Source organism: Streptomyces sp. NPDC047079, assembly GCF_040643755.1.
Classification (GTDB): Bacteria; Actinomycetota; Actinomycetes; order Streptomycetales; family Streptomycetaceae; genus Streptomyces.
This window is the reverse complement of the sequence record NZ_JBEYUZ010000044.1, coordinates 1-26369: the sequence shown is the minus strand read 5'-3', so window position 1 is coordinate 26369 and position 26369 is coordinate 1. Positions and strand designations below refer to the sequence as shown.

Sequence of the window (26369 nt, the reverse complement as noted above, 5' to 3'; positions counted from 1 at the left end):
TCTTTCGGTGGGGGCGGGGTTTTTTTTTGTGGGGTGTGGGGGGGGGGGGGGGGGGGGCCCCCCCCCCCCCCCCCGACCGTTTTGGATGGAGCCGCAGGTCCCGGCAGCCGCAGGTCCCGGCAACGGGACGGGGCTCGGGGGTGTTGCCGCTCGTGCTTCTACGGATGACCGGCAGGCCCGCTGGCGACACCCAGCCGAGCATGTGCGGCGTCGTGACTGTCCGCGCCCGGGAGGCAGCGGTTGCCCGCAGACTTCGCATGTCCGGGCAGACATCAGTGTCGGGTTCCGGGGTTGGGTCGGTGGGAGATCTGGACGCGGTGGTGTCGTCCGCCAGCGATATGCCACTTGTCGGCAGCGTTGAGAACAGGTGCGGCGCCCGCTCCTGACAGCATTCGGCGGCATAGGAACTTCGCAGATCAGACAGGCCGGTGATGAGTCGGCCTGTGGTCCGGAAGGTGCCTCGGGCTGTGGCGTGCGTCGCTGTTGCCGTTCGAGGTAGGCGGCTCGTCGGCAGGCCGACGAACAGAGAGGGCGACGCTGTCCGATACGCATGACCATGACCTTTCGGCAGATCCGGCAGCGTTCCCGGCGCCACTGGCTGGCGGGGTGGCGCTTGCGGTATCTCTTCTGTCGGCAAGCTCTCGAACAGGTCAGCGGCTTGACGCCGAAGCTCGCCTTGGACTGTATGCGCGCTCCGCATTCCTCGCAGTTGACCGTGTTCAGGATCTGCCGGAGCTCGGCCGGGTCGCGGCCAGCGGCGGCGGCAACGCGGGGCCAGGTCGGACTGCCCCGGCGCATGGGCGGTTCTGCGAGTTATTTGCGCAGGTAGGCGGGAGGAAGGTAGTTCGCCTTGGCGAGGCGGGTGATGAACGAGGCGACTCCTTCTCCCTGTCGTGGACGAACCTTGAACGGAAGGCGGGCGACCTCGGTGTCCGGGGCCGACGTCATCCGTCGGTGCCGGGCTGTTTGCGGCGTGAGGCGATGTCGAGGTCGACGGCCAGCAGTCCTGCCTTGGTGATCTTTTCGGTGCCGGTGAGGATGGCGTCGACGGCGGCCCCGCGGAGCTGGTGGGACAGGGTGCCGATCATGCCGCCGGTGCGGGTATGCAGGAACCGGTCCAGGCGGGTGAGGGTGCCGGGCTTGTGCTGGTGCAGCAGGAGGTTCGCCTCCAACTGGGCGACCAGGGCCTTCCATTCCGCGTTGTAGGGGAAGGGGTGGGTGTCCACTGCCGTGAACCGGGCGGCGATCTGGTCGCCGCGGGTGCCGGTCAGGAGGCTGCTGTCCTCGATGTCGATACCCGCGTAGGCGAAGGTCGCCGGGATCCGCTCGGAGAAGTACTTGAGCGTGTCGGACGCGTCGGCTCCGGTGCGGGTCTGCAGCGAGATGTTGTGGATCTCGTCGACGAGGACGAGGCTGGTGCGGGCCTTGGTGCAGACGCCGACCACGGCTTCGGTGAGGTCGGTGATGTTGGAGCTTCGCAGGACGGGGAGGCCGAGGAACCGGGCGAACTCGGCGGCGATCATGCGGGGTGTCGCGGCGGGCGGGACGGTGATGTAGATGACCGGTATGCGCTCGTCCTGCCCGGGGTGCCGGCGACGGTCCTGGAGTTCATGGGACAGGCCGAGCTGGGTCAGAGCGATCGTCTTGCCGGTGTTGGCCGGACCGGTGACGATCAGGCCCCGGCGTGCGCTGATGGCACCGCGGTTGAGGACGGTCAGGCGACGTCCGCAGGTGACGGTGCGGCGGACGGTGGAGGTGGAGACCACCTGGAGACGGGCGTGGTGGTCGAGCCGGTCCTCGTCGTAGTCGTACTTCTCCTCTTTGCTCAGGGCGTCGTACTCGTTCTTCGTCAGCACGGTCATCGTGGTGCTGGTGGCCGACGCGACGAACTGCTGCCAGCCGGGCAGGACGGTCAGGTACTGGCCGAAGTCGTCGTGCGGGCCTCCGTCGGCCATCGTCGTCATGATCTCTTCCAGGGGTCCTCGAACGGGTCGAAGAGCCCCAGCGGGATCACATCGGCCATGGTTTCCTCGTCCTCCGCCGGCTCGTGCGGGGCGGCCTCGTCGGCAGTGATGCCCGAGTCCCGCCGCCGCATCGGCCCGAGTTCGGGGGCGTCGTAGGTGCGGTTGTTGATCCGGATACCGTAGGAGTTGACGGCCCGCCAGGCCGCAGGCAGGAGCTCGATGTAGTCCTGACCGCTGAGCGCGACCGGGACGTAGCCGCAGGCCTCCACCAGGGCGGCGTACTTCTGGTTGGGCGTGAACAGGCGTCCCGGGTGGTCGGGATCACGCAGCCCCTCGTGCGGGCGGTTTTGCCAGCGAAGTTTACCGACCGCAGGAGCTCGTGTACCGACTCTGAACTGCGGCGATTCATAGACTACATGTTCGTGACGATGGGATGGGGTCCTCGCTGTAACTCGACCCTGCGGACCTCGACCCCGGACTGTTGTTGATCACTCTGGGCCAGATATTCGCTGTGTCCGGGGGCCGGGTGTTCGTAGGGTCCGTGCATGACGGACGAGAGTGAGCGGGCAGTGCAAGCGGCCATTGATGGGGAGTTGCGGCTTCTGGATCCTGAGGTGCGTGCTTCTCCGGCCCTCGTTTTGGAGCTTCTGGATCCGGAGTTCACCGAGATCGGAGCGTCTGGTCGCTGGTGGAACGTGGAGTCGATCCTCACGGTGACGAGTGGGGGAACAGTGTCCTCGGAGTCACCGGTCAAGGTCAGCAAGATGTCCGGGACCGTCCTGGCTCCGGGAATCGTTCACCTGACGTACTTCGCCGACCATCAGGGGCGCCGGGCATGGCGGAGCTCCTTGTGGCGCCTGACGGAGACGGGCTGGCGCCTGTACTTTCACCAAGGCACTTTGGCCAGTTGAAGGATGCCTGCCCCGCCGTCGGCGAGGGCGGCAGGAGCACATCTGTCCTCCCGCCGAAAGGCCGCGGGTGGGGCCAAACACTCACTTCCGGAATCAGTGGGATCGGAGGTGAACGTGTGCCGGAAGGCATGGGGTTTCACCAGCCCGAGCCCGGCGCGTTTCCCGGCGCGGCCGAGCATGCGCCGGGCCCCGACCGGCGCCCACGGCTGTCCGGCGCGGGCGCCATGCAGCTGGACCAGGAGCATGCCGTGTCCCGCTCCGCGCGGGTACTCGCTGGTGAGGTACTCGAAGTAGGTGTGCACCATCTCCGGACTGACCCGCTTGATCAGTCCGCCGGTGACCGTGCCGTGCTCGACCTGCCAGGGATGCTTGGTCTTGGCCTCGGCCCGGTTGGGGTTTTCCAGCCGGTGGCAGACATGCAGGTGAGGGCTGCAGCACTCGTTGCAGGCCGCGTTCTCCCGCAGGTGCAGGTCGACCAGGTGCAGCCCGCACAACTCGCCGATCCGAAGCCCGCCGTCGGCCAGCCAGGTCACCACCATCCGGTCCCGGGCCGAGTGCACCGACTCCAGCAGCTTCTCCCTCGCCCCATCGGGCAGCATCTTCGGGTGCCTGCGGTGCGGACCCTTCGGGGCGAGCGGGTTCGCTGGCATCGCCGACTTTACGTGCCCGAGGAACGAGCGGCGACGGTCCACCCGCGACGGCAGCCGTGTGCCGTCGAGCTTCTCACCGAGGTCGACGTTCACGCCGAGGGAGGCTTGGTGCAGGTAGAAGCCCTTCAGACAGGACGCCGCGATCGACAGAGCGGACCGGCCGTAGGGGCGCTTGCCAACCCGCCACGGCTCCCCGAGCGGCATGTGGACCTCGGCGCCGACGATGCCCATGTACCGTTCCAGGTCGCGTAGTTGGACCGTGTCGAAGGCCAGGCACTCGCGCTCCAGCCACCGCAGATGGTCCACCAGGTAGTACGCGTACGTCTTCTGCGTGCCCGAGCCGTCATGGATGCGAAGGAACCGGTCCGCTTCAGCATGGAGCGTGCCCTCCGGCCAGACGATCATCCACGATCTCCGTCCGCCCTTCCGCTCGATCCGCTGGACCCTCAAGTCCCCGACCACAAGGTGCCGTACCACTCGTCCTCCGTACCGACTCCAGAACATGACGAACGTCCTGAACCCGGTCGGTAAACAAGCCCATCACGTCCACGCCACAGGCTCGAACGGACATCACGAACAGCACAAACTACGGTCGGTACAGCGAAGTGGCAGAACCGCAAGCACGACGGTCTGCGCGATCCGGTCCACCCGGGCCGACTGTTCACGCCGAACGAGAAGTACGCCGCGTCGGTGGAGGCCTGCGGCTACGTCCCGGTCGCACTGAGCGGCGACGACCATGTCGAACTCCTGCCCGCGGAATGGCGGGTGGTCAACGACTACGGCATCCGGATCAAGAACCGCACCTACGACAGCCGGTCTCCGGGGCCGATGCGCCGCCAGAACTCCGGGGTCCGGGCGAAACGCGGCCTCTGGGAGGCTCACCGCGATCCGGACATGCTCAGACCGATGCCGCCCGCGAGCACGTCGCCAACAGCTCAGGCAGCCCCCCGCGAACCCGCCGTCTCCACCGCTGGTGACATCGCCGACACCACAGCCCGCACCACCACCCCAGCCACCCGAACCAGCCCCCACGCCATCAACCAGCCCCTGGGAGACCTGCGGAGGACCACTACCAGCAGGGCCCTGCCAGCAACAACGCCGGACATGCTCACAGCGCTGCCGCCGGAAGGCATACCGGCAGCGGAAGGCACAGCTGGCTCCGCCTAGGCTGGCGCGGTGACTGATGAGCAGGAGCGGGTGCAGCCGTCGGGAGTGTGGGCCACGGCGGTGGGGGTGGCCAGGGTGCGGGCGCTGGAGACCGAGCGGGAGAACGCGCTGTTCCGCGACCCACTGGCACAGGCCTTCGCCTCCGCCGGCGGCCTATGGCCCTCCTCGCCGCCGCTGCCCGATGGCGAGGCCGCGCGCCGCCGCCGGCTGGCCGTGTCGTTCTCCATCGTCATCAGGACGAAGTTCCTCGACGACCTGTTGCAGCAGGCCTCCGCGTCCGGGGTCCGGCAGGTCGTGCTGCTCGGCGCCGGCATGGACAGCCGGGCCTTCCGGATGGACTGGCCCGAGGGCACCCGGCTGTTCGAGGTCGACACCGCCGCGCCACTGGACTTCAAGGCTTCGGTGCTGCGCCAGGAGCGGGCCGTCGCACGCTGCGAGCGGATCACCGTCGCGGTGGATCTGCGTGAGGACTGGCCAGCCGCGCTGGCCGCCGCAGGGCACGACCCGACCGTGCCGACCGTGTGGGTCGCCGAAGGACTGCTGATCTATCTGCCGGAGGACGCGGTGGAGCTGCTGCTGGCCCGGATCAGCGCGCAGTCGGCGGCAGGCAGTCGGATGGGGCTGACGTTGGGCTCGCGCGGCGTGATCGAGCGCTTCGGTGCGGACGCCGTGCCGGGATCGGCGGCGTCCATGTGGGTCTCGGAGATGCCCGACGACCCGGTGGCCTGGCTGGCCGGTCACGGCTGGGAGGCCGACAGCCACACCCTGCGCGAGCGCGCTGCCGCCTACGGCCGCCCGATCAGCACCCCGCCGCAGCGCGAGGAGCGGCCCGGCGGACTGATCTCAGCGGTCCGCCGGTAGAGCGCCTCCAGGCGGTCAAACTTCAGTGGCAATCGGTCAAGGTTCACTGTCACAGGACACCAGCGCTCTCCGTACCCGGCTCCGCCCTTCCCAGAGCCAAGGACCACCGCTCACAGGGCACGGTCCGGACCGCTGGCCCTCAGGTCCAGCCGCCGCGGATTGGCCTTGGTGCGGCCCCTCCGGCGGGGTCTAGCGTCGGCCCATGCGGATTCGAATCGTCGACACCTTCACCGACCGCCCGTTCTCCGGCAACCCGGCCGGCGTGCTCCTCGTCGACGCCTTCCCGGAGGACGACTGGCTTCAGAGCGTGGCCCGCGAGGTCAACCACGCCGAGACCGCGTTCGCCCACCGTCTGCCCGAGGGCGGCGAGGCGGACTGGGCGCTGCGCTGGTTCACACCCACCACCGAGGTCGCCCTGTGCGGCCACGCGACCCTTGCCACCGCGCATGTGCTGCGCACCACGGGCGCTGACGAGGGGCCCGTACGCTTCGCCACCCGCAGCGGAGTACTGAGCGCCGCGCCGCACGAGGACGGCTCCATCACCCTGGACTTCCCCACCGCCCCTCTCACCCGGTCCGAGGTCCCCGAAGGTCTCGCCGTTGCCCTCGGCGCCGAGCCCCTCACCGCCTTCGACACCGGCCCGGGCGTCGGCGACCTGATCCTCGAACTCGCCGACGAGAAGACCGTGCTCGGACTCACCCCCGACCACCGGGCGCTCGGCCGCCACTCCCGGCGCGGCGTCATCGCGACCGCCCGCGCCGAGGACCCCTCCCGGGGATACGACTTCGTCTCGCGCTGCTTCTCCCCGAACGTCGGCATCGACGAGGACCCGGTCACCGGCAGCGCCCACACCGCCCTGGCGCCCTACTGGGCCGAGCGCCTCGGCCGCCCGGACCTCACCGGCCTACAGGCATCGCCGCGCTCCGGCCGCGTCCGCACCGCACTGCGGGGCGACCGCACCCTCCTCACCGGCCGTGCGGTCACCGTGATCGAGGGCGAACTGCTCGGCTGACCCGGCCACGAGCCAAGAAGGAGGGGCGTACGGCCGTGCCGTACGCCCCTTCCCGTGCCCTCGCCCCTCACCCCGTGGGCAGCCAGCCCACCTTCCCCGCCAGCAGCGCGTACCCGACGAACGCCCCGATGTCGAGCAGCGAGTGGGCCACCACCAAAGGCCCGACCCGGCCCCAGCGCCGGTAGAGGAAGACGAAGACCACGCCCATCACCATGTTGCCCAGGAAGCCGCCGATGCCCTGGTAGAGATGGTAGGAGCCGCGCAGCACGGAGCCGGCCACCAGGGCCGTCCCGGGAGTCCATCCCAACTGGCCGAGCCTGCGCAGCAGATAGCCGACGACGATGACCTCTTCCAGCACCGCGTTCTGGACCGCCGACAGGATGAGTACCGGGAACTTCCACCACACATCGGGCAACGCCTCCGGAACCACCGTGAGGTTGGCGCCGAGGCCCCGGGCGGCCAGATAGAAGGCGATGCCGGTGGAACCGATCACCGCGGCGATCGCCGCTCCCCGCCCCAGGTCCGGCCACGGCCGTGTGCGGTCGAAGCCGAGGGTGCGCAGCGACGCGCCCTCACGCAGCAGGAAGTGCGCGACGAGCGCGACCGGCACCAGCGCCGTCGTGATCCCGAAGAGCTGCCAGACGAGATCGAGCCAGGGACGGCCGGGCGCGGCCGAGGCGTTGAGGGTGGCCGCCTGCTCCTTGAGCCCCCCGGGTTTGGTGACCGAGCCGACAAAGCTGATCAGCGCGGAAACCCCGCTCGCGCCCAGAGACAGTGCCAGCACCAGCAGCGTCTCGTCACGGAGAATCCGTCGCGTCGGCCGTTCCGCCGGAAAAGAATCGGCCACTGACCCTGCCTCCACCTGCACTCCCGCCTCCTGCTGCGCACTGAACGATCCCGCCTCGTCCCATCTTCGCCCCGCCAGGGTCCCGGCAGAAGTGACGAAGATCGTGCGCGACAGGCCGTGGGGGGAGGACGCCGTGCAGGGCGCACCTGCCTCTCCCTTGTTCTGCCATACGGCTGCTTCACGGTACGGGCTCAACCAGGGAGAGGCTTCAGGGGGCTTCAGAGAGGCTTCATGGGACTTCACCGCGCGGGAACCTCGCGCCTCGGAACCGTCGGCAGGTCACGCACGCCGTCGGGTCCGGAGCGCCCCCGGCCCTCAGCGGGAAGCAGGGGCCGGGGGCACCGCTCAGCCCAGCAGCACCGGTTCCGGTAACCCGACCGGCCAGGTGTGCACCGGCTCGCCCGCGTGCATCAGCTCGCCGTACCGCCGGGTCGTGGCGGCCAGCGCGGCGTCCCGGTCGAGCCCCTGTTCCAGGGCCCGGTGGAAGGTGGCGGCCTGCCAGGTCGCGCCGTTGGCCCTCAGCCGGCACCGCTCCTCGATCACACCGAGGTAGAAGTCCCGGTCGGCCGGTTCGACACCCCAGGCGTCGAGCCCCGCCGCGGCGAGCGGCAGCAGTTCGTCACGCACCAGGTCCACGGCATCCACCTCGGTGGTTCCGCCGTACCGCCCGCGCCGCGGCCAGCGCAGTCGTGCCTCGATGCCGTAGCGGCAGGCATTGTCGAAGTTGGCGGCGGCGTCCTCGAACGGCAGCCGCGTCCACACCGGCCGCGCGTCCTCGGCGAGGGCGCGGACGACGCCGTAGTAGAAGGCCGCGTTGGCGACCACGTCGGTGACTGTGGGTCCGGCGGGCAGTACCCGGTTCTCCACCCGCAGGTGCGGGACACCGTCGGCGACTCCGTACACGGGCCGGTTCCAGCGGTACACCGTGCCGTTGTGCAGGACGAGTTCGGCGAGCTTGGGTGTGCCTCCCTCGTCGAGGACACGCAAGGGATCCTCGTCGTCGCAGATCGGCAGCAGCGCCGGGAAGTAGCGCAGGTTCTCCTCGAAGAGCTCGTAGGCCGAGGTGATCCAGCGCTCGCCGAACCAGGTGCGCGGCCGCACCCCCTGGGCCTGGAGTTCGGGCGGCCGGGTGTCGGTGGACTGCTGGAACAGCGGCGGCCTGGACTCGCGCCACAGTTCGCGCCCGAACAGAAACGGCGAGTTCGCGCCCAGGGCGATCTGCGCCGCCGCGACCGCCTGCGCCGCGTTCCACACATCGGCGAAGCGTCCCGGGGTCACCTGGAGGTGCAACTGGACGGAGGTGCAGGCGGCTTCGGGCGCAATCGAACGGGAGGTGCACACAAGCCGCTCCACCCCGTCGATGTCGAGGGTGAAGTCCTCGCCGCGGGCGGCCACGATCTGGTCGTTGAGCAGGGTGTACCGGTCGACGTCGGATAGGTTGGAAGAGACCAGGTCGTCGCGGTCGAGCGTCGGCAGAATTCCGATCATCACGATGCCGGCGTCGACTTCGTTCGCTTTCCGGTGGGCATAGGCGAGCGAGGTGCGCAGCTCCTCGGCAAGCCGGTCGAATACTCTGCCACCCAGCCGGTGTGGAGCTATGTTGACTTCCAGGTTGAACATGGCGAGTTCTGTTTGGAAATCGCGACTGGCAATCCTTTCCAGCACTTGCGCATTCATCATTCTCGGCATGCCGTCGGGTCCGGCGAGATTCAATTCGATCTCCAGACCCATGAGGTTCTTCGGGCGATCGAACCTCTCCTCCTCCAGCAGTCGCGCAAGTCCCGTCAGACACTGCCTGAGCTTGTCGCGGTAGCGCTGACGATCGGACAGGTCGAACGCCCCTGCCACGACCTTCTCTCCCATCGAGTACGTCCCTCCTAGGATGGGCAGGCCGACGTTCCGGCCGCTGCTGTCCTGGGTCACGGAGGATGATGCCCCGGCAACGCGATCGATAACGTCCCCGTGTGCGGCCGCCACCCGCTAGGCTGGGCGGGCAGCGTCGCCGGGCACATTCCCGAGGCATGCGGCCGGGTGCAGTTTCACGATGCAACCACGTCGTGACAAACGCCGACGAGAATCGGCCGACCGTTACGGGAGAGTAATCCGAGGTAGCGGCGGGTAGGACCCCTTGGGATCGGGACGAATACCGCTTGTCAGCGACCGGATATCCCCTTGCATGTCACACCCCGGATGACTAGACGAAACATCGCATGAACATGTGTCGTATAAACTTCCCGAACGGGGCAGAGAGAGTTGGCGAGCGCGGTTCTGAGCCCTGTCGTCAATGCGCCTCCATTCGTCCGGGCACAGTTCCCCCGCTCCTCTGACCCCGAGAGCTGACAGCGCTGTCCGCCCGCCCTTCTCGCACCGCCCCGCCCCCGCGCCACCGTGCCTGTCGAATGAGAGGCGACCCACCATGCTGCTGCATGTCCCCCCGGCACCCGCGCCCGCTCTTCGTTCCGTCCTCACGGCACTCGGTTCCCCCACCGCGGTCCAGGAGGCTCGTACTCCGTCCCTGCGAGCCGCCCAGGGACCCGCGACTGCCGAACTGCCGCTGCCCGTGCACATATTGGACGCGATCACCCCCGCGGGCGCGTCGGCCACCCGGCTCGCGGGATGGCGTTTCCTCATCCGCTGCGGGGAGCGCGCCGTCGCCGCCGCCGACACCATGCTGACCCCTGACGGCTGGGCGTTCTCCCACTTCTTCGAGGGTCCCTACATCGCCGCCACCGAACGCGCTCTGCGCCAGGCGGAGGCGGTGACCCAGCCCTACCAGGCCCGGCTGCTGTCCGTCCCGAAGCTGTACATGCTCACCCTGTGGCTGCACGGCGACTGCGCGGCCGACGGCGCGACCGGCTCCCTGGCTCCGACCGATCTCCTGGTTCCGCTCGCCCCGGCCCCGCCCGGCATAGCGGCCCACCGTCCGCACCGCGTCGCCGACCTGCTGCCGGTCCTCACCCTGCGGATGACGCCGGCCCCGCTGCTCGGCTCGCCCGCATAACCACAGACCCGTCCTCCCACCCGTGCCCCGCCGCCGGAAACGGCTGCGGGGCACGTTCCGTGCGCGCGTCGCCGCACACCGCAGCAGCCCTCGCACGTCCGTGCCCCACCGCGCTCCCACGGGGGGACCAAGTGCCGCCCGCCCGCAGGGACCAGACGAGTAGTTCCGAACACTGATGGTCCGCTCGGAGACCCAGGGTGGGTGCCCAAGATCGTCGGGCAGGGGCTTTCACGGGCGGCCGCCGTCTGGCGCAATCCAGCCCGCCACGCCGACGCACGCCTCATTCCCTTCAGGATCGGCCAGCACCCAGTTCGACGGCGCGTCGCCATCATTCACCAGGCGGCCGCCGGCAGCGAGCGCCGCGGCTATCCGAGCCTCGGCCTGGTCGTACGGCACCCAGACGTCGACGTGGACCCTGTTGCGCTGCGGGCGTGGTGCGTCCATCGACTGGAAGTAGAACGGTGCCCCGCGGCGGTGCGGGTCGACCAGGTCCTCGCCACTGTTCGCACGGTCCTGGTAGCCGAGCACGGCACGCCAGAAGGGCACCACGTCGGGAACGGCGAGGGCGTCAACAGTGACCTGGACGGTCCGCACGGCTGACGGGTCGGCTGGAATGTCCAACGTGCGTGCCACCGCCGAGATCCGCCGGGCCAGCTCGATGTGCCGCTCGGTCAACCCGTAGTAGTCGTCCGTGATCGTGATCAGCCGTACGGTCACACCCTCGTGCCGCAGGTCGACGTCCGGGTGCCCGTCCCTCACGCCCGGCAACTCGCTGATCGCCTGCACGAGCCGGGCGCCGACCGTGAACGACCCGGTGCGGTAGTACGCACACGCCCCCTCGCCCAGCACACGCCAGTCCTCCAAGCCGATGGTCTCGTGGAACTGCTGCGGCCTGATGCGCTCGATCTTGCCCTCTACATAGGTCATACGCTCAACGTAGCGTGCAGGTCCGACAACTTCCTTCGATCACTGGGTACTTCAGAACTACTCCTCTAGCCCCTTCCGGCCATCGCAAACCACCCGAAGGGACAGTGGTTCGAGCTGAACCGCCCGCGCGGGTGACGCGTCATGAACCTGTGAGGGCCGGTGCAGCGAAATGCCTGCGGACTGACGGCCGTAGGGCAACACTGGGTCCCGCCACGAATCGCCAACGGGGGGCGGCCATGAAGGACGCGACGAGCCGCAGGACAGACACGACAGCCATCTCACCCATCACGCCAGAGCGAAAGATCCCATCCACCATGTGCCAACACCAGCCACCGTGCCCGACCGCCGAATCCGCCGACCGGGAGTCCGCCCGTCTCGTGGCGCACCACCCCGAGCAGGGATGGAGCCTGCTGTGCAACGGCGTTCTGCTCTTCGAGGACACCGGTGAGCTTCTGCCCGACGGCCGGATCATCGCCCCGCACCGCCCATTGGGCACGGACCAGGTGATGACGGCCGCCTGAGCGGCGCGCCAAGGGACAGGGGCTGCCCCGTGACGCGAGGGACAGTCGCTGCCCGCTCATGAGCGGGGCCTCGGGGCCCTGCCATACAAGGGGCCGGCCGGAGACATACGCTCCGCACCGGCCCCGACGCATGTCCGACCCCGGTTACTCGTCGTAAGCGTCCAGTGGCGGGCAGGAGCAGACGAGGTTGCGGTCGCCGAAGGCCTGGTCGATGCGACGCACCGGCGGCCAGTACTTGTCGGCGGCGGACACACCGGCCGGGAAGACGGCCTCCTCCCGCGTGTACGCGTGCTCCCAGGTGCCTCCGAGCGCCGCCGCGGTGTGCGGGGCGCCGCGCAGCGGGTTGTCCTCGGCGGGCCACTGGCCCGAGCCGACCTTGTCGATCTCGGCGCGGATGGCGATCATCGCGTCGCAGAACCGGTCCAGTTCGGTGAGGTCCTCGGACTCCGTCGGCTCGATCATCAGCGTGCCGGCCACCGGGAACGACATCGTCGGCGCGTGGAAGCCGTAGTCGATCAGCCGCTTGGCGACGTCGTCGACGCTCACGCCGGTCGCCTTGGTCAGCGGGCGCAGGTCGATGATGCACTCGTGCGCGACCAGGCCGCCCGGTCCGGTGTACAGCACGGGGTAGTGCGGCTCGAGGCGCTTGGCGACGTAGTTGGCGGAGAGCACCGCCACCTGCGTGGCCCGCTTCAGCCCCTCGCCGCCCATGAGCCGGACGTACGCCCACGAGATCGGCAGGATGCCCGCGGAGCCCCACGGAGCGGCCGAGATCGGGCCGACGCCCGTCTCGGGACCGGCCGCGGGCTGCATCGGGTGGTTGGGCAGGTACGGCGCCAGGTGCGCGCGCACACCGACCGGGCCGACGCCGGGACCGCCGCCGCCGTGCGGGATGCAGAAGGTCTTGTGCAGGTTGAGGTGCGAGACGTCGCCGCCGAAGTGGCCCGGCTTGGCGAGCCCGACCAGAGCGTTGAGGTTGGCGCCGTCGACGTACACCTGGCCGCCGGCCTCGTGCACGGCGGCGCAGATGTCGGCGACGTGCTCCTCGAACACGCCGTGCGTGGACGGGTAGGTGATCATCAGCACCGCCAGTTCGTCGCGGTACTGCTCGATCTTGGCGCGAAGGTCCTCGATGTCGATCTCGCCGTCCTCCGCGGTCTTCACGACGACGACCTTCATACCGGCCATAACGGCGCTGGCGGCGTTGGTGCCGTGCGCCGAGGAGGGGATGAGGCACACGGTGCGCTGCTCGTCGCCGTTGGCGCGGTGGTATCCGCGCACCGCGAGCAGACCGGCCAGCTCGCCCTGCGAACCCGCGTTGGGCTGGAGGGAGACCTTGTCGTAGCCGGTGACCTCGGCGAGTCGCTCCTCCAGCTCGGCGATGAGCGTGAGGTACCCCTGCACCTGGTCGGTGGGTGCGAAGGGGTGCACCTGCCCGAACTCGGGCCAGGTGACCGGCTCCATCTCGGTGGTCGCGTTGAGCTTCATGGTGCAGGAGCCCAGCGGGATCATGCCGCGGTCGAGCGCGTAGTCACGGTCGGCCAGCCTGCGCAGGTAGCGCAGCATCGCGGTCTCGGAACGGTGCTGGTGGAACACCGGGTGGGTGAGGTAGTCGTCGCTGCGCAGCAGCGCCTGCGGCAGTGCGTCCTCGGTCGTCGCGTCCAGCGCCGCGACATCGCCCTCGACCCCGAACGCGGTCCAGACGGCACCCAGCTGGGCCCGGCCGGTCGTCTCGTCACAGGCGATCGACACATGGTCGGCGTCGACGAGGTGCAGGTTCACGCCCTGCTCGCGCGCGGCGGCGACGACCGCGCCGGCCCGGCCCGGCACCCGCACGGTCAGTGTGTCGAAGTAGGAGCCGTGCACGACCTCGACCCCGCCGGCGGTGAGCCCGGCGGCCAGGATCGCGGCGTACCGGTGCGTGCGCCGCCCGATGCTCCGCAGGCCCTCGGGCCCGTGGTAGACGGCGTACATCCCGGCCATCACCGCGAGCAGGACCTGAGCGGTGCAGATGTTGCTGGTCGCCTTCTCACGGCGGATGTGCTGCTCCCGCGTCTGAAGCGCGAGCCGATAGGCCTTGTGCCCGTCCGCGTCCACGGAGACTCCCACGAGCCGGCCGGGCAGGCTCCGGGCGAACTTGTCGCGCACCGCCATATAGCCGGCGTGGGGGCCGCCGAAGCCCATCGGCACGCCGAAGCGCTGGGTGGTACCGACGGCGATGTCCGCGCCCAGCTCACCGGGGGAGGTCAGCAGGGTGAGCGCGAGCAGGTCGGCGGCGACGGTGACGAGCGCTCCCAGCTCGTGGGCCTGCTCGATGACCGGCCTGATGTCGCGTACGGCACCGGAGGCGCCCGGGTACTGGATCAGTACGCCGTTGATCTCCCGCTTCGCGACCTCGGCGGGGATACCGTCGCTGAGGTCCGCGACGACGACCTCGACGCCGGTGGGCTCGGCGCGGGTCCGGATCACGGCGACGGTCTGCGGCAGCGCGTCCGCGTCGACCAGGAAGAGGCCCTTCTTGTTCTTGCCCATGCGCAGGGACAGCGCCATCGCCTCGGCGGCCGCCGTTCCCTCGTCGAGCAGGGAGGCACCGGAGGTCGGCAGACCGGTGAGGTCGGCGACCACGGTCTGGAAGTTGAGCAGCGCCTCGAGCCTGCCCTGCGAGATCTCCGGCTGGTAGGGGGTGTACGCGGTGTACCAGGCCGGGTTCTCCATCACGTTCCGGAGGATCACCGGCGGCGTGAAGGTGCCGTAGTACCCCAGGCCGATCATGGAGTCGAGGACCTGGTTGCGGTCGGCGAGCGAGCGCAGTTCCGCCAGCACCTCGGCCTCGGTGCGCGCGCCCGGCAGGTCCAGGGCGTCGGCGTTCTTGATGACATCCGGGACCGCTGCGGCCGTGAGCTCGTCGAGCGAGGCGTAGCCGACGTGCGCGAGCATCTTGGCCCGCGCCTCCTGGTCGGGACCGATGTGGCGCTGCTCGAAGGGCGTTCCCTGCTCGAGCTCGGAGAGCGGAATGCGATGGGCGGTCATTGCGGAGGCCTCCTGGTCTGACGCGACCTTCGAGGGGCACCTCGGCGCGGGTACCCCGACGGCCTCCCCCTCTGTCATCTGACCTGAGAGCTTCACCGGTCCGCCCGAAGGCGCTCCGGTTTTCACCGTCGGTGAGAGCGGGAGCCGTCGACGCCCGCCCTGCTTTCCAGAGTGACCTCGTCCGTGCGGTACGTGTGCCTGAGAGATTCCGGGGAGGGTTTGCTCCTTCGGCGCCCTCGGATCGCTCCGAAGGACTCTCCCGCGCGGGGTCAGCAGCCGCTTGCCAGACTACCAGCGGGGACAGCCAGGGCACCTTCGAGTGGCCGCGGTGCTGAATGTGCTCTTTCGTAGTGCTTACGGATGTGTTGCGACCTGTTGGAGGGACCGTGCAGACCGACATCGATCCGCGGAATCTTATCGGCCGCAAGGCGTTCGACCGCAACGGCGTCAAGATCGGCACGATCGACGAGGTCTATCTCGACGACGCGACCGGGGTGCCGGAGTGGGCGGCTATACGGACGGGCCTGTTCAGCAGGGACGCGTTCGTGCCGCTGGAGCCCAGCCGGCTGGTCGAGGGCACGCTCTACGTGCCCTTCGAACGTGCGCTGATCAAGGAGGCGCCCGACTTCGGCGTCGGGCGGCACCTCTCCCCCGAACAGGAGCTTCAGCTCTACCACCACTACGGCCTCGACATGGCCCCGCCGCCGGCCCCGCCGGACCGCGACTTCGGGCGGCTCGCGGAGCCGGACGGGACCTGACAGGGGACGCCCTTCGATCGGGCGCCCGCCGCCCAGGGAAAAGGCTTGGTCCGGCACCGGCTGTTTCCGGGCGGTCGGCGCACCGCCTTCCGCAGTCGCGTCGCCCGACGGCACTTCGGAGTCGTCAAGCCCCGCTGCCCGTAGCCGTGGATGGCACGTCGGCGGCCCCGGGTCTTCGCGGCACCAAGGGCAGCGGTTCCGCCGGCTCCAGCCCGGGATCGTCGGTGCGGAACGTGCGTACGCGCCCAGGCTCCGAGTCGGGCGTCTCGAACCGTATGGTCACCCTGCCCAGCCCGCTGCCCTGCACCCACCCGTACCCGTAGTCGGTGTGGCGCACGTCCTGCCCGGCACGCCATACCGGCTCGGTCGGTGCCCCCGCGTTCTCTTCGGCGGACTCGGCGCTTGCGTCCGCCTCCGGCTGGTCCTCGGCCACCGCCTCCCCCGCGGCCACGTGAGCCTGGGCGAACAGGTCCTCCTGGGTGTAGTCGGCGAGCCCGCTGACGCCGACGCCGAGCAACCGGACCCCGCCGGTGGTGTCCACGGAGTCCAGCAGCCGCGCGGCCGCCTCGCGCACCACCGCGGGGTCGTCCGTCGGTCCGCGCAGGGTCTCGGAGCGGGTCAGGGTCGAGAAGTCGTATCGGCGCACCTTCAACACAATGGTCCTTCCCGAGAGTCCGGAGTCCCGCAGCCGCCGCACACAACGGTCCGCGAGCCGCTGTACCTCCAGGCCGACCCGGACCCGGTCGTGGATGTCGACGTCATACGTGTCTTCGACCGACACCGACTTGGCCTCCCGCTCCGCGACGACGGGCCGCTCGTCCCTGGCCAGGGCCATGGCGTACAGGGCCTGTCCATGGGCCTTGCCCAGCAGTCTGACGAGTTCGTCCTCACCTGCCTCGGCGATATCGTCGACCGTGGTGATCCCCGCCCGCCGCAGATGGTCCCCGGTCGCGGGCCCGACCCCTGGCAGCGTGCGCACCGACAACGGCCCGAGCAGCGCTCGCTCGGTGCCGGGCCGGATCACCACGAGGCCGTCCGGCTTGGCCTGCTCGGAGGCGATCTTGGCGAGCATCTTGGAGGCGGCCAGTCCCACCGAGCCCGTCAGCCCGGTGACCGAGCGGATGTCAGCGCGCAGCCTGACCCCCACGAGCCGGGCAGACTCCTCGTCCCAGGCCACTCCCCCGGCCTCCAGGTCCACGAAGGCCTCATCGAGGCTCAAGGGCTCCACCAGCGGCGACAAGGCCCGCAGCAGTCCCATGACCTGCTCGCTGATCTGCCGGTAGAACCCGAAGCGCGGCACCAGATAGGCCGCGTTCGGCGCGAGCCGGCGTGCCTGGGCCATCGGCATCGCGGAGTGCACGCCGAAGACCCGCGCCTCGTACGACGCCGTCGCCACCACTCCTCGCGGCCCCAGCCCTCCCACGATGACGGCCTTTCCGCGCAGGCTCGGCTTGGATGCCTGCTCCGCCGAGGCGTAGAAGGCATCCATGTCGAGATGCAGGATCGTGGGCGCGGTTCTCACATCTCCGATGCTGCCCCACGCCACTGACAATGCGGCCGGGAGTGTGCGGCGCGTCCCGGACGCCCCCCGCCGCACCCCGGTCGAGCACTGGAGGCGCCCGAACGCCCGGTCGCCGCGTGGCGTGTCAGACGGCCCGATTGCGGCGCCGGGCCAGCTCGTCCGCCGGGTTGTGGCCGACGATCGTCTCGCCGGTGTCGATCCGCTCGCCGTGCAGCTGCGACAGCGCGTTCTCCACGTCCTGCCACACGACGCCTACGGCAATGCCGAAGATTCCCTGTCCGCCCTGGAGCAGGGCGTGGACCTCGTCCGGGGAGGTGCATTCGTACACCGTCGCGCCGTCGCTCATGAGCGTCATCCGCTCCAGGTCACGGAAACCGCGCTCCCTGAGGTGCTGGACGGCGGTGCGGATGTTCTGCAAGGACACGCCGGTGTCGAGGAAACGCTTGACGATCTTCAGGACGACGACGTCACGGAAGCTGTAGAGGCGCTGGGTCCCCGACCCATAGGCGGGGCGCACGCTCGGTTCGACGAGACCCGTTCTGGCCCAGTAGTCCAGCTGCCGGTAGGTGATGCCCGCGGCGGCACATGCCGTGGGGCCGCGATAGCCGAGGTGCTCGGAGGCCGACTCGGCGTCTGCGGGCACCGCCGTCGGCCGCTGGGGGGAGGAGCCGGCCGCGTCACCGTGCTGGGGACACCCCCTGCTCGAGCGGAGCCGAGAGCTTGGGGGAGGGTACGGACCGCTCTCCCCCAGACTGCGTCCGGGGGCACCCCCTGCCGTACCGTCGCCGCTGCTTCTCACGCCGACCTCCGTCCTTGACCTGCCTTCTCGACGGTAGGCAGTCACCAGGGGTGCGTCAACGATCGCCACACTCGGCACGCCGAGTGATAATCACCCTAGGAGTGGTTTCCCGTGCCCTTCCGCGGGGAAAGGCTAGCCGAATGCTCTGGCCAAGGATCAGGAGATGCCGCGAGGCCCTCCGGCGGGGGCGCAACGGCTCTCCAGCACCTGACCCCACAGTCGCGCCCCACCCGCACACGGTCACGACCACGGAAGCGGCCGCCATAGGCCGCCCATGGGCACCGTGAACACGGCGCGGCCACGCCTCCTGCCCCCACCCCGGCCCACAGGCCCCGCAGCGACCCTCACTGGTTGCTCGTACCGAAGTCCTCCGGAGAAATCTGGTCGAGGAACTCGCGGAACTTCTCGACCTCGTCCTCCTGCTCGTCCGGGATCGCGATACCCGCGTCGTCCAGCACCCCGTCACTGCCGTAGATCGGCGTCCCGGTGCGCAGGGCAAGCGCTATGGCATCGGATGGGCGAGCGCTCACCTCCACGCCGCTGGCGAAGACCAGCTCCGCGTAGAAGACGCCCTCACGCAGATCCGTGATGCGTACTTCCGTGAGCTCCTGGCCGACGGCTTCCAGCACGTCCTTGAACAGGTCGTGGGTCAGCGGTCTGGCGGGGGCCATGCCCTGTTGGGCGAACGCGATCGCCGTCGCCTCCCCGGGGCCGATCCAGATGGGGAGGTAGCGGTCGCCTCCCACTTCACGCAGGAGCACGATCGGTTGGTTGGAGGGCATCTCGACCCGGACACCTACGACATCGAGCTCGTTCACACAGTAACCCTAGGCCGTGGTCGGGATGTTTGGGTAGTCGGGCACAGGACGGCGGGCCGATCCGCCGTCGGCGAACGCCCCGGGTCAGGGCAGGCGCACGCCCAGAGCGGACTGCACCAGCGCCGCGTGCAGCTTCACCGCGAGTCCGGCCAGCTCCTTCGTACGGGCTTCGGCGTGCGCCCTGGTCTGCGGATTGCGGTGACGGCGCAGGGGGGCCACCACCTGGTCCACGAGGCCCGCCTCGCGGTCCGCGGCGGCCTTCATCACCCGCAGATGACGCGGTTCGATGCCGTGCCGGCCGATTTCGGCCAGCAGAGTGGCCACGGTGACGGCCTCGGCGTCGTACATCCCCTCCACATGGGGTGTGACCAGGCCATACGACTCCCACTCCGCGAGCTGCCCGGCGCTGATCCCGGCGGCTGCCATCAGCTCCTCACGGTCGATCCGCGCGGCCGGGGCGGCCTCGGGCTCGGCCAGGAGGTCCCCGAGCAGCTCTCCTCCGTCGCCGGTGTCACGCGGACGGCCCAGGGAAGGCAATCGCACCTCTTCACCGCGCTCCAAGGCGTCCAGATGCTCACGGATGACCTTGAGCGGCAGATAGTGGTCCCGCTGCATCCTGAGCACCTGACCGAGGCGCTCGACGTCCCGTGCGCTGAACTTGCGGTACCCCGAGGGGGTGCGCTGCGGCTCGATGAGCCCCTCCGACTCCAGGAAACGAATCTTGGAGACGGTGACCTCGGGAAATTCCTCGCGCAGCACGTTCAGCACGCTGCCGATGCTCATCAGCCCGCTGTCCGGGGCGGCGGTGCCGCTGTCGGCACCGCCGCTCGGTGTGTGAAGCATGGGACCTTCCCTGGGGGTCCCCCCGGACGGAGTCTGGGGGCGGGTCAGATGCCCCGCTGGTTGGTGTAGAAGACCAGCCGGTACTTGCCGATCTGCACCTCGTCGCCGTTGTGGAGCAGGACCTGGTCGATGCGCTCACGGTTGACATACGTGCCATTGAGGCTGCCGACGTCGGCGACCGTGAACGAACCGTCGGGGCCGCGACGGAACTCCACATGGCGGCGCGACACCGTCACATCGTCCAGGAAGATGTCGCTCTGCGGATGACGCCCCGCCGTGGTCAGATCGCTGTCCAACAGGAAGCGGCTGCCCGAGTTGGGGCCGCGGCGCACCACCAGCAGCGCCGAGCCGAACGGCAGCGCGTCGACCGCCGCCTGCGCCTCCGGGGAGAGCGCGGGCACGGCCGTCTGGCCGGTTGCCTCCGCGTCGTACGCCTCCAGACCGGAAATGGAGATCGTGGACGTCGTCTCCGACGCACGCTCCGGAACCGCCCCGGCTCGAAGCGGCGCGCCGCAGTTGGAGCAGAAGCGGCTGTTCTCCGCGTTGCGGTGGCCGCACCTCGTACACACCAGGGCCGACATGTCCCCGAAACCTATGGGGCCGGACATACCAGGGTCAACAGACGGCGCGCCCTGACCTCCGGAAATGTCACCACCCGGACCAGCGACCTGGTCCCGGAACAGCGGGCGCTGGCCCTCCGCGTCTCGCGGCTGTGCGCGATGACGGGCAGTCGCGTTGTCGCTGCCCTCTCGCGCGCTCTTGCCGAACAACTTCGCAAACAACTTCACGGGCGATTCCCCTTGACCGAAACAGACCCGCCCGTGGGGCAGGACGAACCCTGATTGCATACACCGGCCGACCCGGACATCCTCACAACGTCCGTATCCACCAGACAGTTTCCACCACGCACCACCCATTCGGTGCGCCGACCCCCCGCAACCTGATGCCCTCGGCGGATGGGCTCCATGCACCCCCGGTTCACGGGGATGACGACCGAGCGTAGTCAGGCTGCTTCGCCGCTCGCAAGGCGTTCACGACGATCTTCGTCGAACGTTCCACGGTGACGGTGGCCTGCTCCTTCTCGAGGGTCTGCACTACGCCTCCCGGGATGTTGAGCGCCGGCTCGAGGTCCTGCGGCTTGCCGATGACCTTGAAACGATAGGGCTGGGTGATCTTGTTCCCGTCGACGCTCACACTCTTCCCGGAATCCGACAGGTAGGTACTTGCGACGACCCGTACGCCGTTCACCTCTATGGCCTCCGCGCCGGCCGCGCGCAGCTCCTGGATCGCGTCGAGCAGCATGTCCGCCTGGACCGTTCCCTTCCTGTCCTCGATGGTCACCGTGATCCCGGGTCCCTGTGCCGCCACCGTGCCCGCAAGGATGCCGAGTTGCTTCTCCTTCTCGGCGGTCTGCTTGCGGGCCTCCTCGGCACGGTCCGAGCTGTTCTCCAGCTCGGCCCGCTGATCCTGGAGACCCTGCTTCTCGTCCTGAAGACGCTGGGTGCGGTTGTCCAGTTCATCGAGGATGCGGACAAGATCTTCCTGGCGTGCGCCGCGCAGGGCGCTGCTTCCGTCGCTGTTGGAGGCGACCTGCACGGCCAGACCGAAACCCAGGCCGAAAAGCAACAGCGCGACGATGAGTTGGGCCCGGGTGACCCGCGGTGGCCACAGCTCCTTCACCAGACGCTGACGACCGGTCAGCTCGGCCCCGGAACCGTCGGTCCCCTTGGGTGCCCGCGCGGTCCCGGGAGCCGTGGCGGGGACCTCCTGCGGAAGCTCCCTGCGCAGCCGGTGCCCGGGACCCTCCTCGTGCTCGGGCCCTGGTTCCCGCTCCTGCCCGGACTCCTGCTCCGGCCCGGTTCCCTGCTCGCGTCCGGGGTCCTGCTCCGGCCTGGGATCCCCCTCGTTCCCGGCGCCCTGCTCCGGCCTGGGGGTCGCGTCCTCGTTGCTCATCGGCCTCACGCCCGGAACACGTGCCGGCGGATCGCCGCGGCGTTGGAGAAGATCCGGATCCCGAGGACGACCACGACACCCGTCGACAGCTGCGCGCCGACACCCAATTTGTCGCCGAGGAACACGATCAGCGCCGCCACCACGACGTTCGACAGGAACGACACGACGAAGACCTTGTCGTCGAAGATTCCGTCGAGCATGGCCCGCAAGCCGCCGAACACGGCGTCCAGCGCCGCCACGACGGCGATCGGGAGATAAGGCTCGACGACCGCCGGAACCTCGGGCCGGACCAGCAGGCCGACCACGACTCCGACGACGAGGCCCAGTACGGCGATCACGATGTGCCCTTCTCTGTGCTCTGTTGTGCTGTACGTACGATCACACTCGGTGCGGCGGGCAGCCGGACGTCGGCCTCGGTGGAAATGCCCGTCCGGATCCCGTAGTTCTGCTGCAGCGCATGCAGGTACAGCCCGTCGGCGCTGTTCTGGAACCTGGTGCTGAGCCGCTGGCCGTCCCCCACCGCGAGCACCGTGTATGGCGGCACCAGCGGCCTGTTGTCGACCAGTATCGCGTCACCCGCCGCCCTGATCGCCGACAGGGATGTCAGCCGCTGTCCGTTGATCGCGATCGCCTCGGCCCCCGACTCCCACAGCCCGTTGACGACGCGCTGCATGTCCCGGTCGCGTACGCGCCCGGTGTCGGAGAAGCCGGAGGTCTCCCGGGGATTTCCGTCACCGCCCGTGGTGGCTTCCTTGGCGTCGTTCACGACGAGCTTCACGCCGGGTCCGTGCACGGCGACGGCCCCCGAGAGGATCCCCACCAGGTCGTCGCCGCCCACGCCGCTCTTGAGGGCCGCGCGCTGCCGTGCGCTGACGTCGTCGCGCAGCTCGTCGACCGTGGCTTCGAGCTTGTCCGCGGCCGCCGTCTCCCGCTGAATGCGGTCGATGAGTTCCTGGCGCTCCTTGGCGACCGTCGGGGCCGCGATACGGGCCTGCGCGGCGCCCACGGTCACCACGAGGCCGGCGAGCACCAACCCGGCCGCCAGAACGAGCCTGGCCCGCACCGTCCTGGGCATACCGCCGGCGCCGTCGGCCTTCTTCCGAGCGGCGGCTTCGGCGTATCCGTCGTCGAGGCTGTGGTCCATGACGTTGGTGAGCAACGACATGGAGGCGTCCGGACGCGGGGGTCGCGTGGTTGTGCTCCGAACGGGGGGCGGCTGCGGCATGCCGCACATCGTCGCACGCCGCGCGTGATACCTCCGAATGGCCCCACCCGGCGTGCCGGACAGACCCCCTTGGGGGCACTTGTCCGGCACGCGCGCGTGGTGGGCGATTTATCGGCCGGCGCTGTCCACGACCGCCGACCACTCGTCCAGCAGGGCCTGCGCGGAGGCGTCGTCGGGCCCCTCCGCCCACAGATGCGTGACGGCCTCGGCGGGATCGGGCAGAACCAGCACCCACCGCCCGTCCGCCTCCACGACCCGCACGCCGTCGGTCGTGTCCACGAACCGGTCCCCGGCCGCCTCCACGACACGGCGCATCACGAGCCCCTTCGCGGCCCAGGGAGTCGCGAGATCGCGCTTGAGGACGTGCGCACGCGGAATCCGCGCGTCGATCTGGCTGAGGGTGAGCTGCGTGCGGGCCACCAGCCCGATGAGCCGTACGAAGGCGGCCGTCCCGTCGAAGACGCTGCTGAACTCCGGCACGATGAACCCACCGCGCCCGTCTCCGCCGAAGATGGTCGATTCCTCCCGGCCCACGCGTGTGAGGTCGTCCGGCGAGGTGGTCGTCCACTCGACCTGCGTCCCGTGGTACGCCGCCACCTGCTCGGCGATCCTCGTGGTGGTCACTGGAAGCGCCACCCGCCCGCTGCGGCGCTCGGCGGCCACCAGGTCGAGCATCACCAGCAGCGCCCGGTCGTCCTCGACGATCCGCCCCTTCTCGTCCACGAGCGACAGCCGCTCGCCCACGGGGTCGAACCGCACACCGAAGGCCGCCCGCGACGACGCCACGATCTCACCGAGTCGCACCAGCCCCGACCGCCGCGTCTCGGCGGACTCCGTGGGGCGGGACTCGTCGAGGCCCGGGTTGATCGTCAGCGAGTCCACACCCAGCTTGCCGAGCAGGCTCGGCAGAACCAGACCGGCGCTGCCGTTCGAAGCGTCCACGACAACCTTGAGACCCGACTCGGCGATCCCGGAGGTGTCGACGCTCCGCAGCAGCGAACCGGTGTACGAGTCGAACACGCTGGACGGGAAGTACAGGTCTCCGATCTCGCCGGGGAAGGCCCGCCGGTACTCCTGCCGCGCGAACACCCGGTCCAGCTTCCGCTGACCGCCCTGTGACAGGTCGGCGCCCTGACCGTCGAAGAACATGATGTCGACGGAGTCCGGCACACCGGGAGACGTCCGGATCATGATCCCGCCCGCGCTGCCCCGCGCGGTCTGCTGCCGGGCGACGGGCAGCGGTACGTTCTCCAGGTCGCGTACGTCGATGGCGCTGGCCTGGAGCGCGGAGATGACCGCACGCTTCAGCGCACGGGCACCACGGGAGTGGTCGCGGGCCGTGGTGACCGTGGACCCCTTCTTCAGCGTCGTGGCATAGGCGCCGGCCAGCCGAACCGCCAGTTCAGGGGTGATCTCCACGTTCAGGATCCCGGAGACTCCCCGGGCGCCGAACAGATGCGCCTGGCTCCGCGACTCCCAGATGACCGAGGTGTTAACGAAGGCGCCGGCCTCGATGGTCTTGAACGGATAGACCCGGACATTGCCCTGCACGATCGATTCTTCGCCGATGAGGCATTCATCGCCGATGACGGCGCCGTCCTCGATCCGGGCCGCGCGCATGATGTCGGTGTTCTTTCCGACCACACAGCCCCGCAGATTGCTGTGCTGGCCGATGTACACGTTGTCGTGCACGACGGCTCTGTGCAGAAACGCTCCGCTCTTGACGACGACGTTCGAGCCGACGACGGTGTGCTCCCGGATCTCGGCACCGGCCTCGACCTTGGCGTAGTCACCGATGTACAGCGGGCCCCGCAGAACGGCGTCAGGGTGCACCTCCGCGCCCTCAGCCACCCATACGCCGGGAGAGATCTCGAAGCCGTCGATCTCGACGTCGACCTTGCCTTCAAGAACGTCGGCCTGCGCCTTCACATAGCTCTCGTGGGTGCCGACGTCCTCCCAGTAGCCCTCGGCGACATAGCCGTAGATCGGCTTGCCCTCCTTCATCAGCTGAGGGAAGACATCGCCGGACCAGTCGACGGGCACATCGGGCTCGACATAGTCGAAGACCTCGGGCTCCATGACGTAAATGCCCGTGTTGACGGTGTCGGAGAAGACCTGCCCCCAGGTCGGCTTCTCCAGGAAGCGCTCGACCTTTCCCTCTTCGTCGACGATCGTGATGCCGAATTCCAGCGGATTGGGCACACGGGTCAGACAGACGGTGACCAGAGCGCCCTTTTCCTTGTGGAAATTGATCAGATCGGTGAGATCGAAGTCGGTCAGCGCATCACCGGAGATGACGAGGAAGGTGTCGTCCTTGAGTGCTTCCTCGGCGTTCTTGACACTCCCGGCGGTACCGAGTGGCTTCTCCTCGTTGGCATATGTGAGCTCCATCCCGAGCTCCTCGCCGTCACCGAAGTAGTTCTTGACCAGCGAGGCAAGAAACTGGACTGTGACGACGGTCTCGTTGAGCCCATGCCTTTTGAGCAGCCGCAACACGTGCTCCATGATCGGGCGGTTGGCCACGGGCAGGAGCGGCTTGGGCATGCTCGAGGTCATGGGGCGAAGGCGTGTGCCCTCGCCTCCGGCCATTACGACGGCCTTCATGTCGGAAGCGTCCTCCTCTAAGAGACGACGGTCCAGCCGACTTCACCCGTTTAGATTGTCCCGCAGATTCCCTGCGCGGGCCATCGAGCCACTGCGGCCGCCAATCGGCGAGCTCAATCGGCCATGGCATCCGCTCGGACAAGGCGCCGGACCTGGACCACGTAGAGAACTCCTGCCCACCAGTACAGGGTTGTACCCCACCCGGCGAACGCCCATCCGAAAATAGCAGCGAGTGACGCGATCCACCCGCTTCCATCACTGAGAAGCAGCAGGGGGAAGGCGTACATCAAGTTGAAGGTGGCGGCCTTGCCCAGGAAGTTCACCTGGGGCGGCGGATACCCGTGCCGTCTGAGGATGCCCACCATGACCAGCAGAACCAGCTCCCGTGCCACCAGCACGCCCGTCAACCACAGGGGCAGGATTCCGCGCCAGGTGAGGCCGACCAGTGTCGATGCGATGTAGAGCCGGTCGGCCGCGGGGTCGAGGAGCCGGCCGAGGCTGCTGATCTGGTTCCAACGGCGGGCGAGCTTGCCGTCCAGGTAGTCGCTGACGCCGCTCAGAACGAGCACGAGCAGCGCCCAGCCGTCGCTCTTCGGCCCCCCGAACTCGGGCCAGAGGATCAGCCACAGGAAGACGGGCACGCCGACGAGGCGCGCCATGCTGAGGATGTTCGGGATGGTGAGGACCCGGTCTGTCTGGACACGGGTCTCTTGGACCTCCACCCGGGGGCCTCCTGCGGAAAACGAGCCAACGATGCCCCCTGACCCTACCCGCCAGGTTCGCGCCGCGGTGCGGAGGGGTCCTACCGTCGTCCTGAACGCAGAAAGCCCCCGTGCCGAATGGCACGGGGGCTTTCTCAAATTTTGTTCGGCGGTGTCCTACTCTCCCACAGGGTCCCCCCTGCAGTACCATCGGCGCTGTAAGGCTTAGCTTCCGGGTTCGGAATGTAACCGGGC

23 protein-coding genes, 1 rRNA gene, 1 pseudogene and 1 riboswitch are annotated in these 26369 nt (G+C 69.1%); of the genes and pseudogenes, 7 read left to right on the top strand and 18 right to left on the bottom strand.

What is annotated here, in order from left to right:
• Positions 1–944 precede the first annotated feature (944 nt).
• Both ABZ823_RS29635 and ABZ823_RS29630 read right to left on the bottom strand, forming a co-directional pair.
• Positions 945–1964, bottom strand: a complete 1020-nt coding sequence (locus tag ABZ823_RS29635; RefSeq protein ID WP_361665919.1) for an ATP-binding protein — start codon at positions 1962–1964, stop codon at positions 945–947.
• Positions 1961–2233: a hypothetical protein gene (locus ABZ823_RS29630; protein WP_361665918.1), complete on the bottom strand. Its 273-nt coding sequence runs from the start codon at positions 2231–2233 to the stop codon at positions 1961–1963. The genes ABZ823_RS29635 and ABZ823_RS29630 overlap by 4 nt, the downstream gene beginning before the upstream one ends.
• A gap of 276 nt (positions 2234–2509) precedes the next feature.
• Between ABZ823_RS29630 and ABZ823_RS29625 the strand changes: the two genes are divergently transcribed.
• Positions 2510–2875, top strand: coding sequence for a DUF4440 domain-containing protein (locus ABZ823_RS29625; protein ID WP_361665917.1), 366 nt, complete (start codon positions 2510–2512; stop codon positions 2873–2875).
• On the opposite strand, the gene ABZ823_RS29620 is transcribed toward ABZ823_RS29625, so the two are convergent.
• Positions 2851–3930 carry a tyrosine-type recombinase/integrase gene (locus ABZ823_RS29620; protein WP_361665916.1) on the bottom strand — a complete coding sequence of 360 codons (1080 nt, stop codon included), beginning with the start codon at positions 3928–3930 and terminating at the stop codon, positions 2851–2853. The genes ABZ823_RS29625 and ABZ823_RS29620 overlap by 25 nt on opposite strands.
• Before the next feature lie 195 nt (positions 3931–4125).
• Here ABZ823_RS29620 and ABZ823_RS29615 point away from each other — a divergent pair.
• From ABZ823_RS29615 to ABZ823_RS29605, 3 genes and pseudogenes are all read left to right on the top strand, one after another.
• Positions 4126–4416, top strand: a pseudogene (locus ABZ823_RS29615) (integrase); the annotation flags it as partial.
• A gap of 321 nt (positions 4417–4737) precedes the next feature.
• Positions 4738–5553, top strand: coding sequence for a class I SAM-dependent methyltransferase (locus ABZ823_RS29610; protein ID WP_361665920.1), 816 nt, complete (start codon positions 4738–4740; stop codon positions 5551–5553).
• 202 nt (positions 5554–5755) lie between these two features.
• Entirely contained in the window at positions 5756–6565 is an 810-nt protein-coding gene (locus tag ABZ823_RS29605; RefSeq protein WP_361665915.1) for a PhzF family phenazine biosynthesis protein, read from the top strand.
• A 67-nt stretch (positions 6566–6632) separates the two neighbouring features.
• Here the strand turns inward: ABZ823_RS29605 and ABZ823_RS29600 are convergent, their stop codons facing one another.
• Together ABZ823_RS29600 and ABZ823_RS29595 are read right to left on the bottom strand one after the other, a co-directional pair.
• Complete coding sequence (locus ABZ823_RS29600; RefSeq protein ID WP_361665914.1) at positions 6633–7433, bottom strand: type II CAAX endopeptidase family protein; 801 nt, start codon at positions 7431–7433, stop codon at positions 6633–6635.
• Between the two features lie 324 nt (positions 7434–7757).
• Positions 7758–9275, bottom strand: a complete 1518-nt coding sequence (locus ABZ823_RS29595) for a glutamate-cysteine ligase family protein (protein ID WP_361665913.1) — start codon at positions 9273–9275, stop codon at positions 7758–7760.
• A gap of 553 nt (positions 9276–9828) precedes the next feature.
• Between ABZ823_RS29595 and ABZ823_RS29590 the strand changes: the two genes are divergently transcribed.
• Complete coding sequence (locus ABZ823_RS29590) at positions 9829–10413, top strand: hypothetical protein (protein WP_361665912.1); 585 nt, start codon at positions 9829–9831, stop codon at positions 10411–10413.
• A gap of 228 nt (positions 10414–10641) precedes the next feature.
• Here the strand turns inward: ABZ823_RS29590 and ABZ823_RS29585 are convergent, their stop codons facing one another.
• Positions 10642–11340, bottom strand: a complete 699-nt coding sequence (locus ABZ823_RS29585; protein ID WP_361665911.1) for a VOC family protein — start codon at positions 11338–11340, stop codon at positions 10642–10644.
• 314 nt (positions 11341–11654) lie between these two features.
• On the opposite strand from ABZ823_RS29585, the gene ABZ823_RS29580 reads away from it, so the two are divergent.
• A complete protein-coding gene (locus ABZ823_RS29580; protein WP_361665910.1) occupies positions 11655–11861 on the top strand; it encodes a DUF5999 family protein in 207 nt (68 codons plus the stop codon).
• A 144-nt stretch (positions 11862–12005) separates the two neighbouring features.
• Here ABZ823_RS29580 and gcvP read toward each other — a convergent pair whose 3' ends face one another.
• Positions 12006–14891 carry an aminomethyl-transferring glycine dehydrogenase gene (gene gcvP, locus ABZ823_RS29575; protein WP_361665909.1) on the bottom strand — a complete coding sequence of 962 codons (2886 nt, stop codon included), beginning with the start codon at positions 14889–14891 and terminating at the stop codon, positions 12006–12008.
• A 176-nt stretch (positions 14892–15067) separates the two neighbouring features.
• A riboswitch (glycine riboswitch) is annotated at positions 15068–15163 on the bottom strand.
• A 114-nt stretch (positions 15164–15277) separates the two neighbouring features.
• Between gcvP and ABZ823_RS29570 the strand changes: the two genes are divergently transcribed.
• Positions 15278–15649, top strand: a complete 372-nt coding sequence (locus ABZ823_RS29570; protein ID WP_361665908.1) for a PRC-barrel domain-containing protein — start codon at positions 15278–15280, stop codon at positions 15647–15649.
• Between the two features lie 124 nt (positions 15650–15773).
• Here the strand turns inward: ABZ823_RS29570 and ABZ823_RS29565 are convergent, their stop codons facing one another.
• The 11 genes from ABZ823_RS29565 to rrf form a co-directional block, all read right to left on the bottom strand.
• Positions 15774–17171: a DNA polymerase IV gene (locus tag ABZ823_RS29565; RefSeq protein WP_361665907.1), complete on the bottom strand. Its 1398-nt coding sequence runs from the start codon at positions 17169–17171 to the stop codon at positions 15774–15776.
• 124 nt (positions 17172–17295) lie between these two features.
• Positions 17296–17970: a MerR family transcriptional regulator gene (locus tag ABZ823_RS29560; protein ID WP_361665906.1), complete on the bottom strand. Its 675-nt coding sequence runs from the start codon at positions 17968–17970 to the stop codon at positions 17296–17298.
• A 344-nt stretch (positions 17971–18314) separates the two neighbouring features.
• A complete protein-coding gene (locus ABZ823_RS29555; RefSeq protein WP_067026588.1) occupies positions 18315–18788 on the bottom strand; it encodes a bifunctional nuclease family protein in 474 nt (157 codons plus the stop codon).
• An 84-nt stretch (positions 18789–18872) separates the two neighbouring features.
• Positions 18873–19631: a MerR family transcriptional regulator gene (locus tag ABZ823_RS29550; RefSeq protein WP_361665905.1), complete on the bottom strand. Its 759-nt coding sequence runs from the start codon at positions 19629–19631 to the stop codon at positions 18873–18875.
• Positions 19632–19675: 44 nt separating this feature from the next.
• On the bottom strand, positions 19676–20548 hold the full coding sequence (locus ABZ823_RS29545; RefSeq protein ID WP_361665904.1) for an FHA domain-containing protein: 873 nt from the start codon (positions 20546–20548) through the stop codon (positions 19676–19678).
• 61 nt (positions 20549–20609) lie between these two features.
• Positions 20610–21584 (bottom strand): DUF881 domain-containing protein, encoded by a 975-nt coding sequence (locus ABZ823_RS29540; RefSeq protein ID WP_361665903.1) that lies wholly within the window; start codon positions 21582–21584, stop codon positions 20610–20612.
• Between the two features lie 5 nt (positions 21585–21589).
• The gene (locus tag ABZ823_RS29535; RefSeq protein WP_019708255.1) at positions 21590–21922 is read right to left on the bottom strand and encodes a small basic family protein; all 333 of its coding nucleotides are present in this window, start codon (positions 21920–21922) and stop codon (positions 21590–21592) included.
• A complete protein-coding gene (locus ABZ823_RS29530; protein ID WP_361665902.1) occupies positions 21919–22818 on the bottom strand; it encodes a DUF881 domain-containing protein in 900 nt (299 codons plus the stop codon). The genes ABZ823_RS29535 and ABZ823_RS29530 overlap by 4 nt, the downstream gene beginning before the upstream one ends.
• 99 nt (positions 22819–22917) lie before the next feature.
• On the bottom strand, positions 22918–25413 hold the full coding sequence (locus ABZ823_RS29525) for a mannose-1-phosphate guanyltransferase (RefSeq protein ID WP_361665901.1): 2496 nt from the start codon (positions 25411–25413) through the stop codon (positions 22918–22920).
• 113 nt (positions 25414–25526) lie between these two features.
• The gene (locus ABZ823_RS29520; protein WP_361665900.1) at positions 25527–26135 is read right to left on the bottom strand and encodes a CDP-alcohol phosphatidyltransferase family protein; all 609 of its coding nucleotides are present in this window, start codon (positions 26133–26135) and stop codon (positions 25527–25529) included.
• Between the two features lie 143 nt (positions 26136–26278).
• Positions 26279–26369 (bottom strand): 5S ribosomal RNA (gene rrf, locus ABZ823_RS29515); the annotation flags it as partial.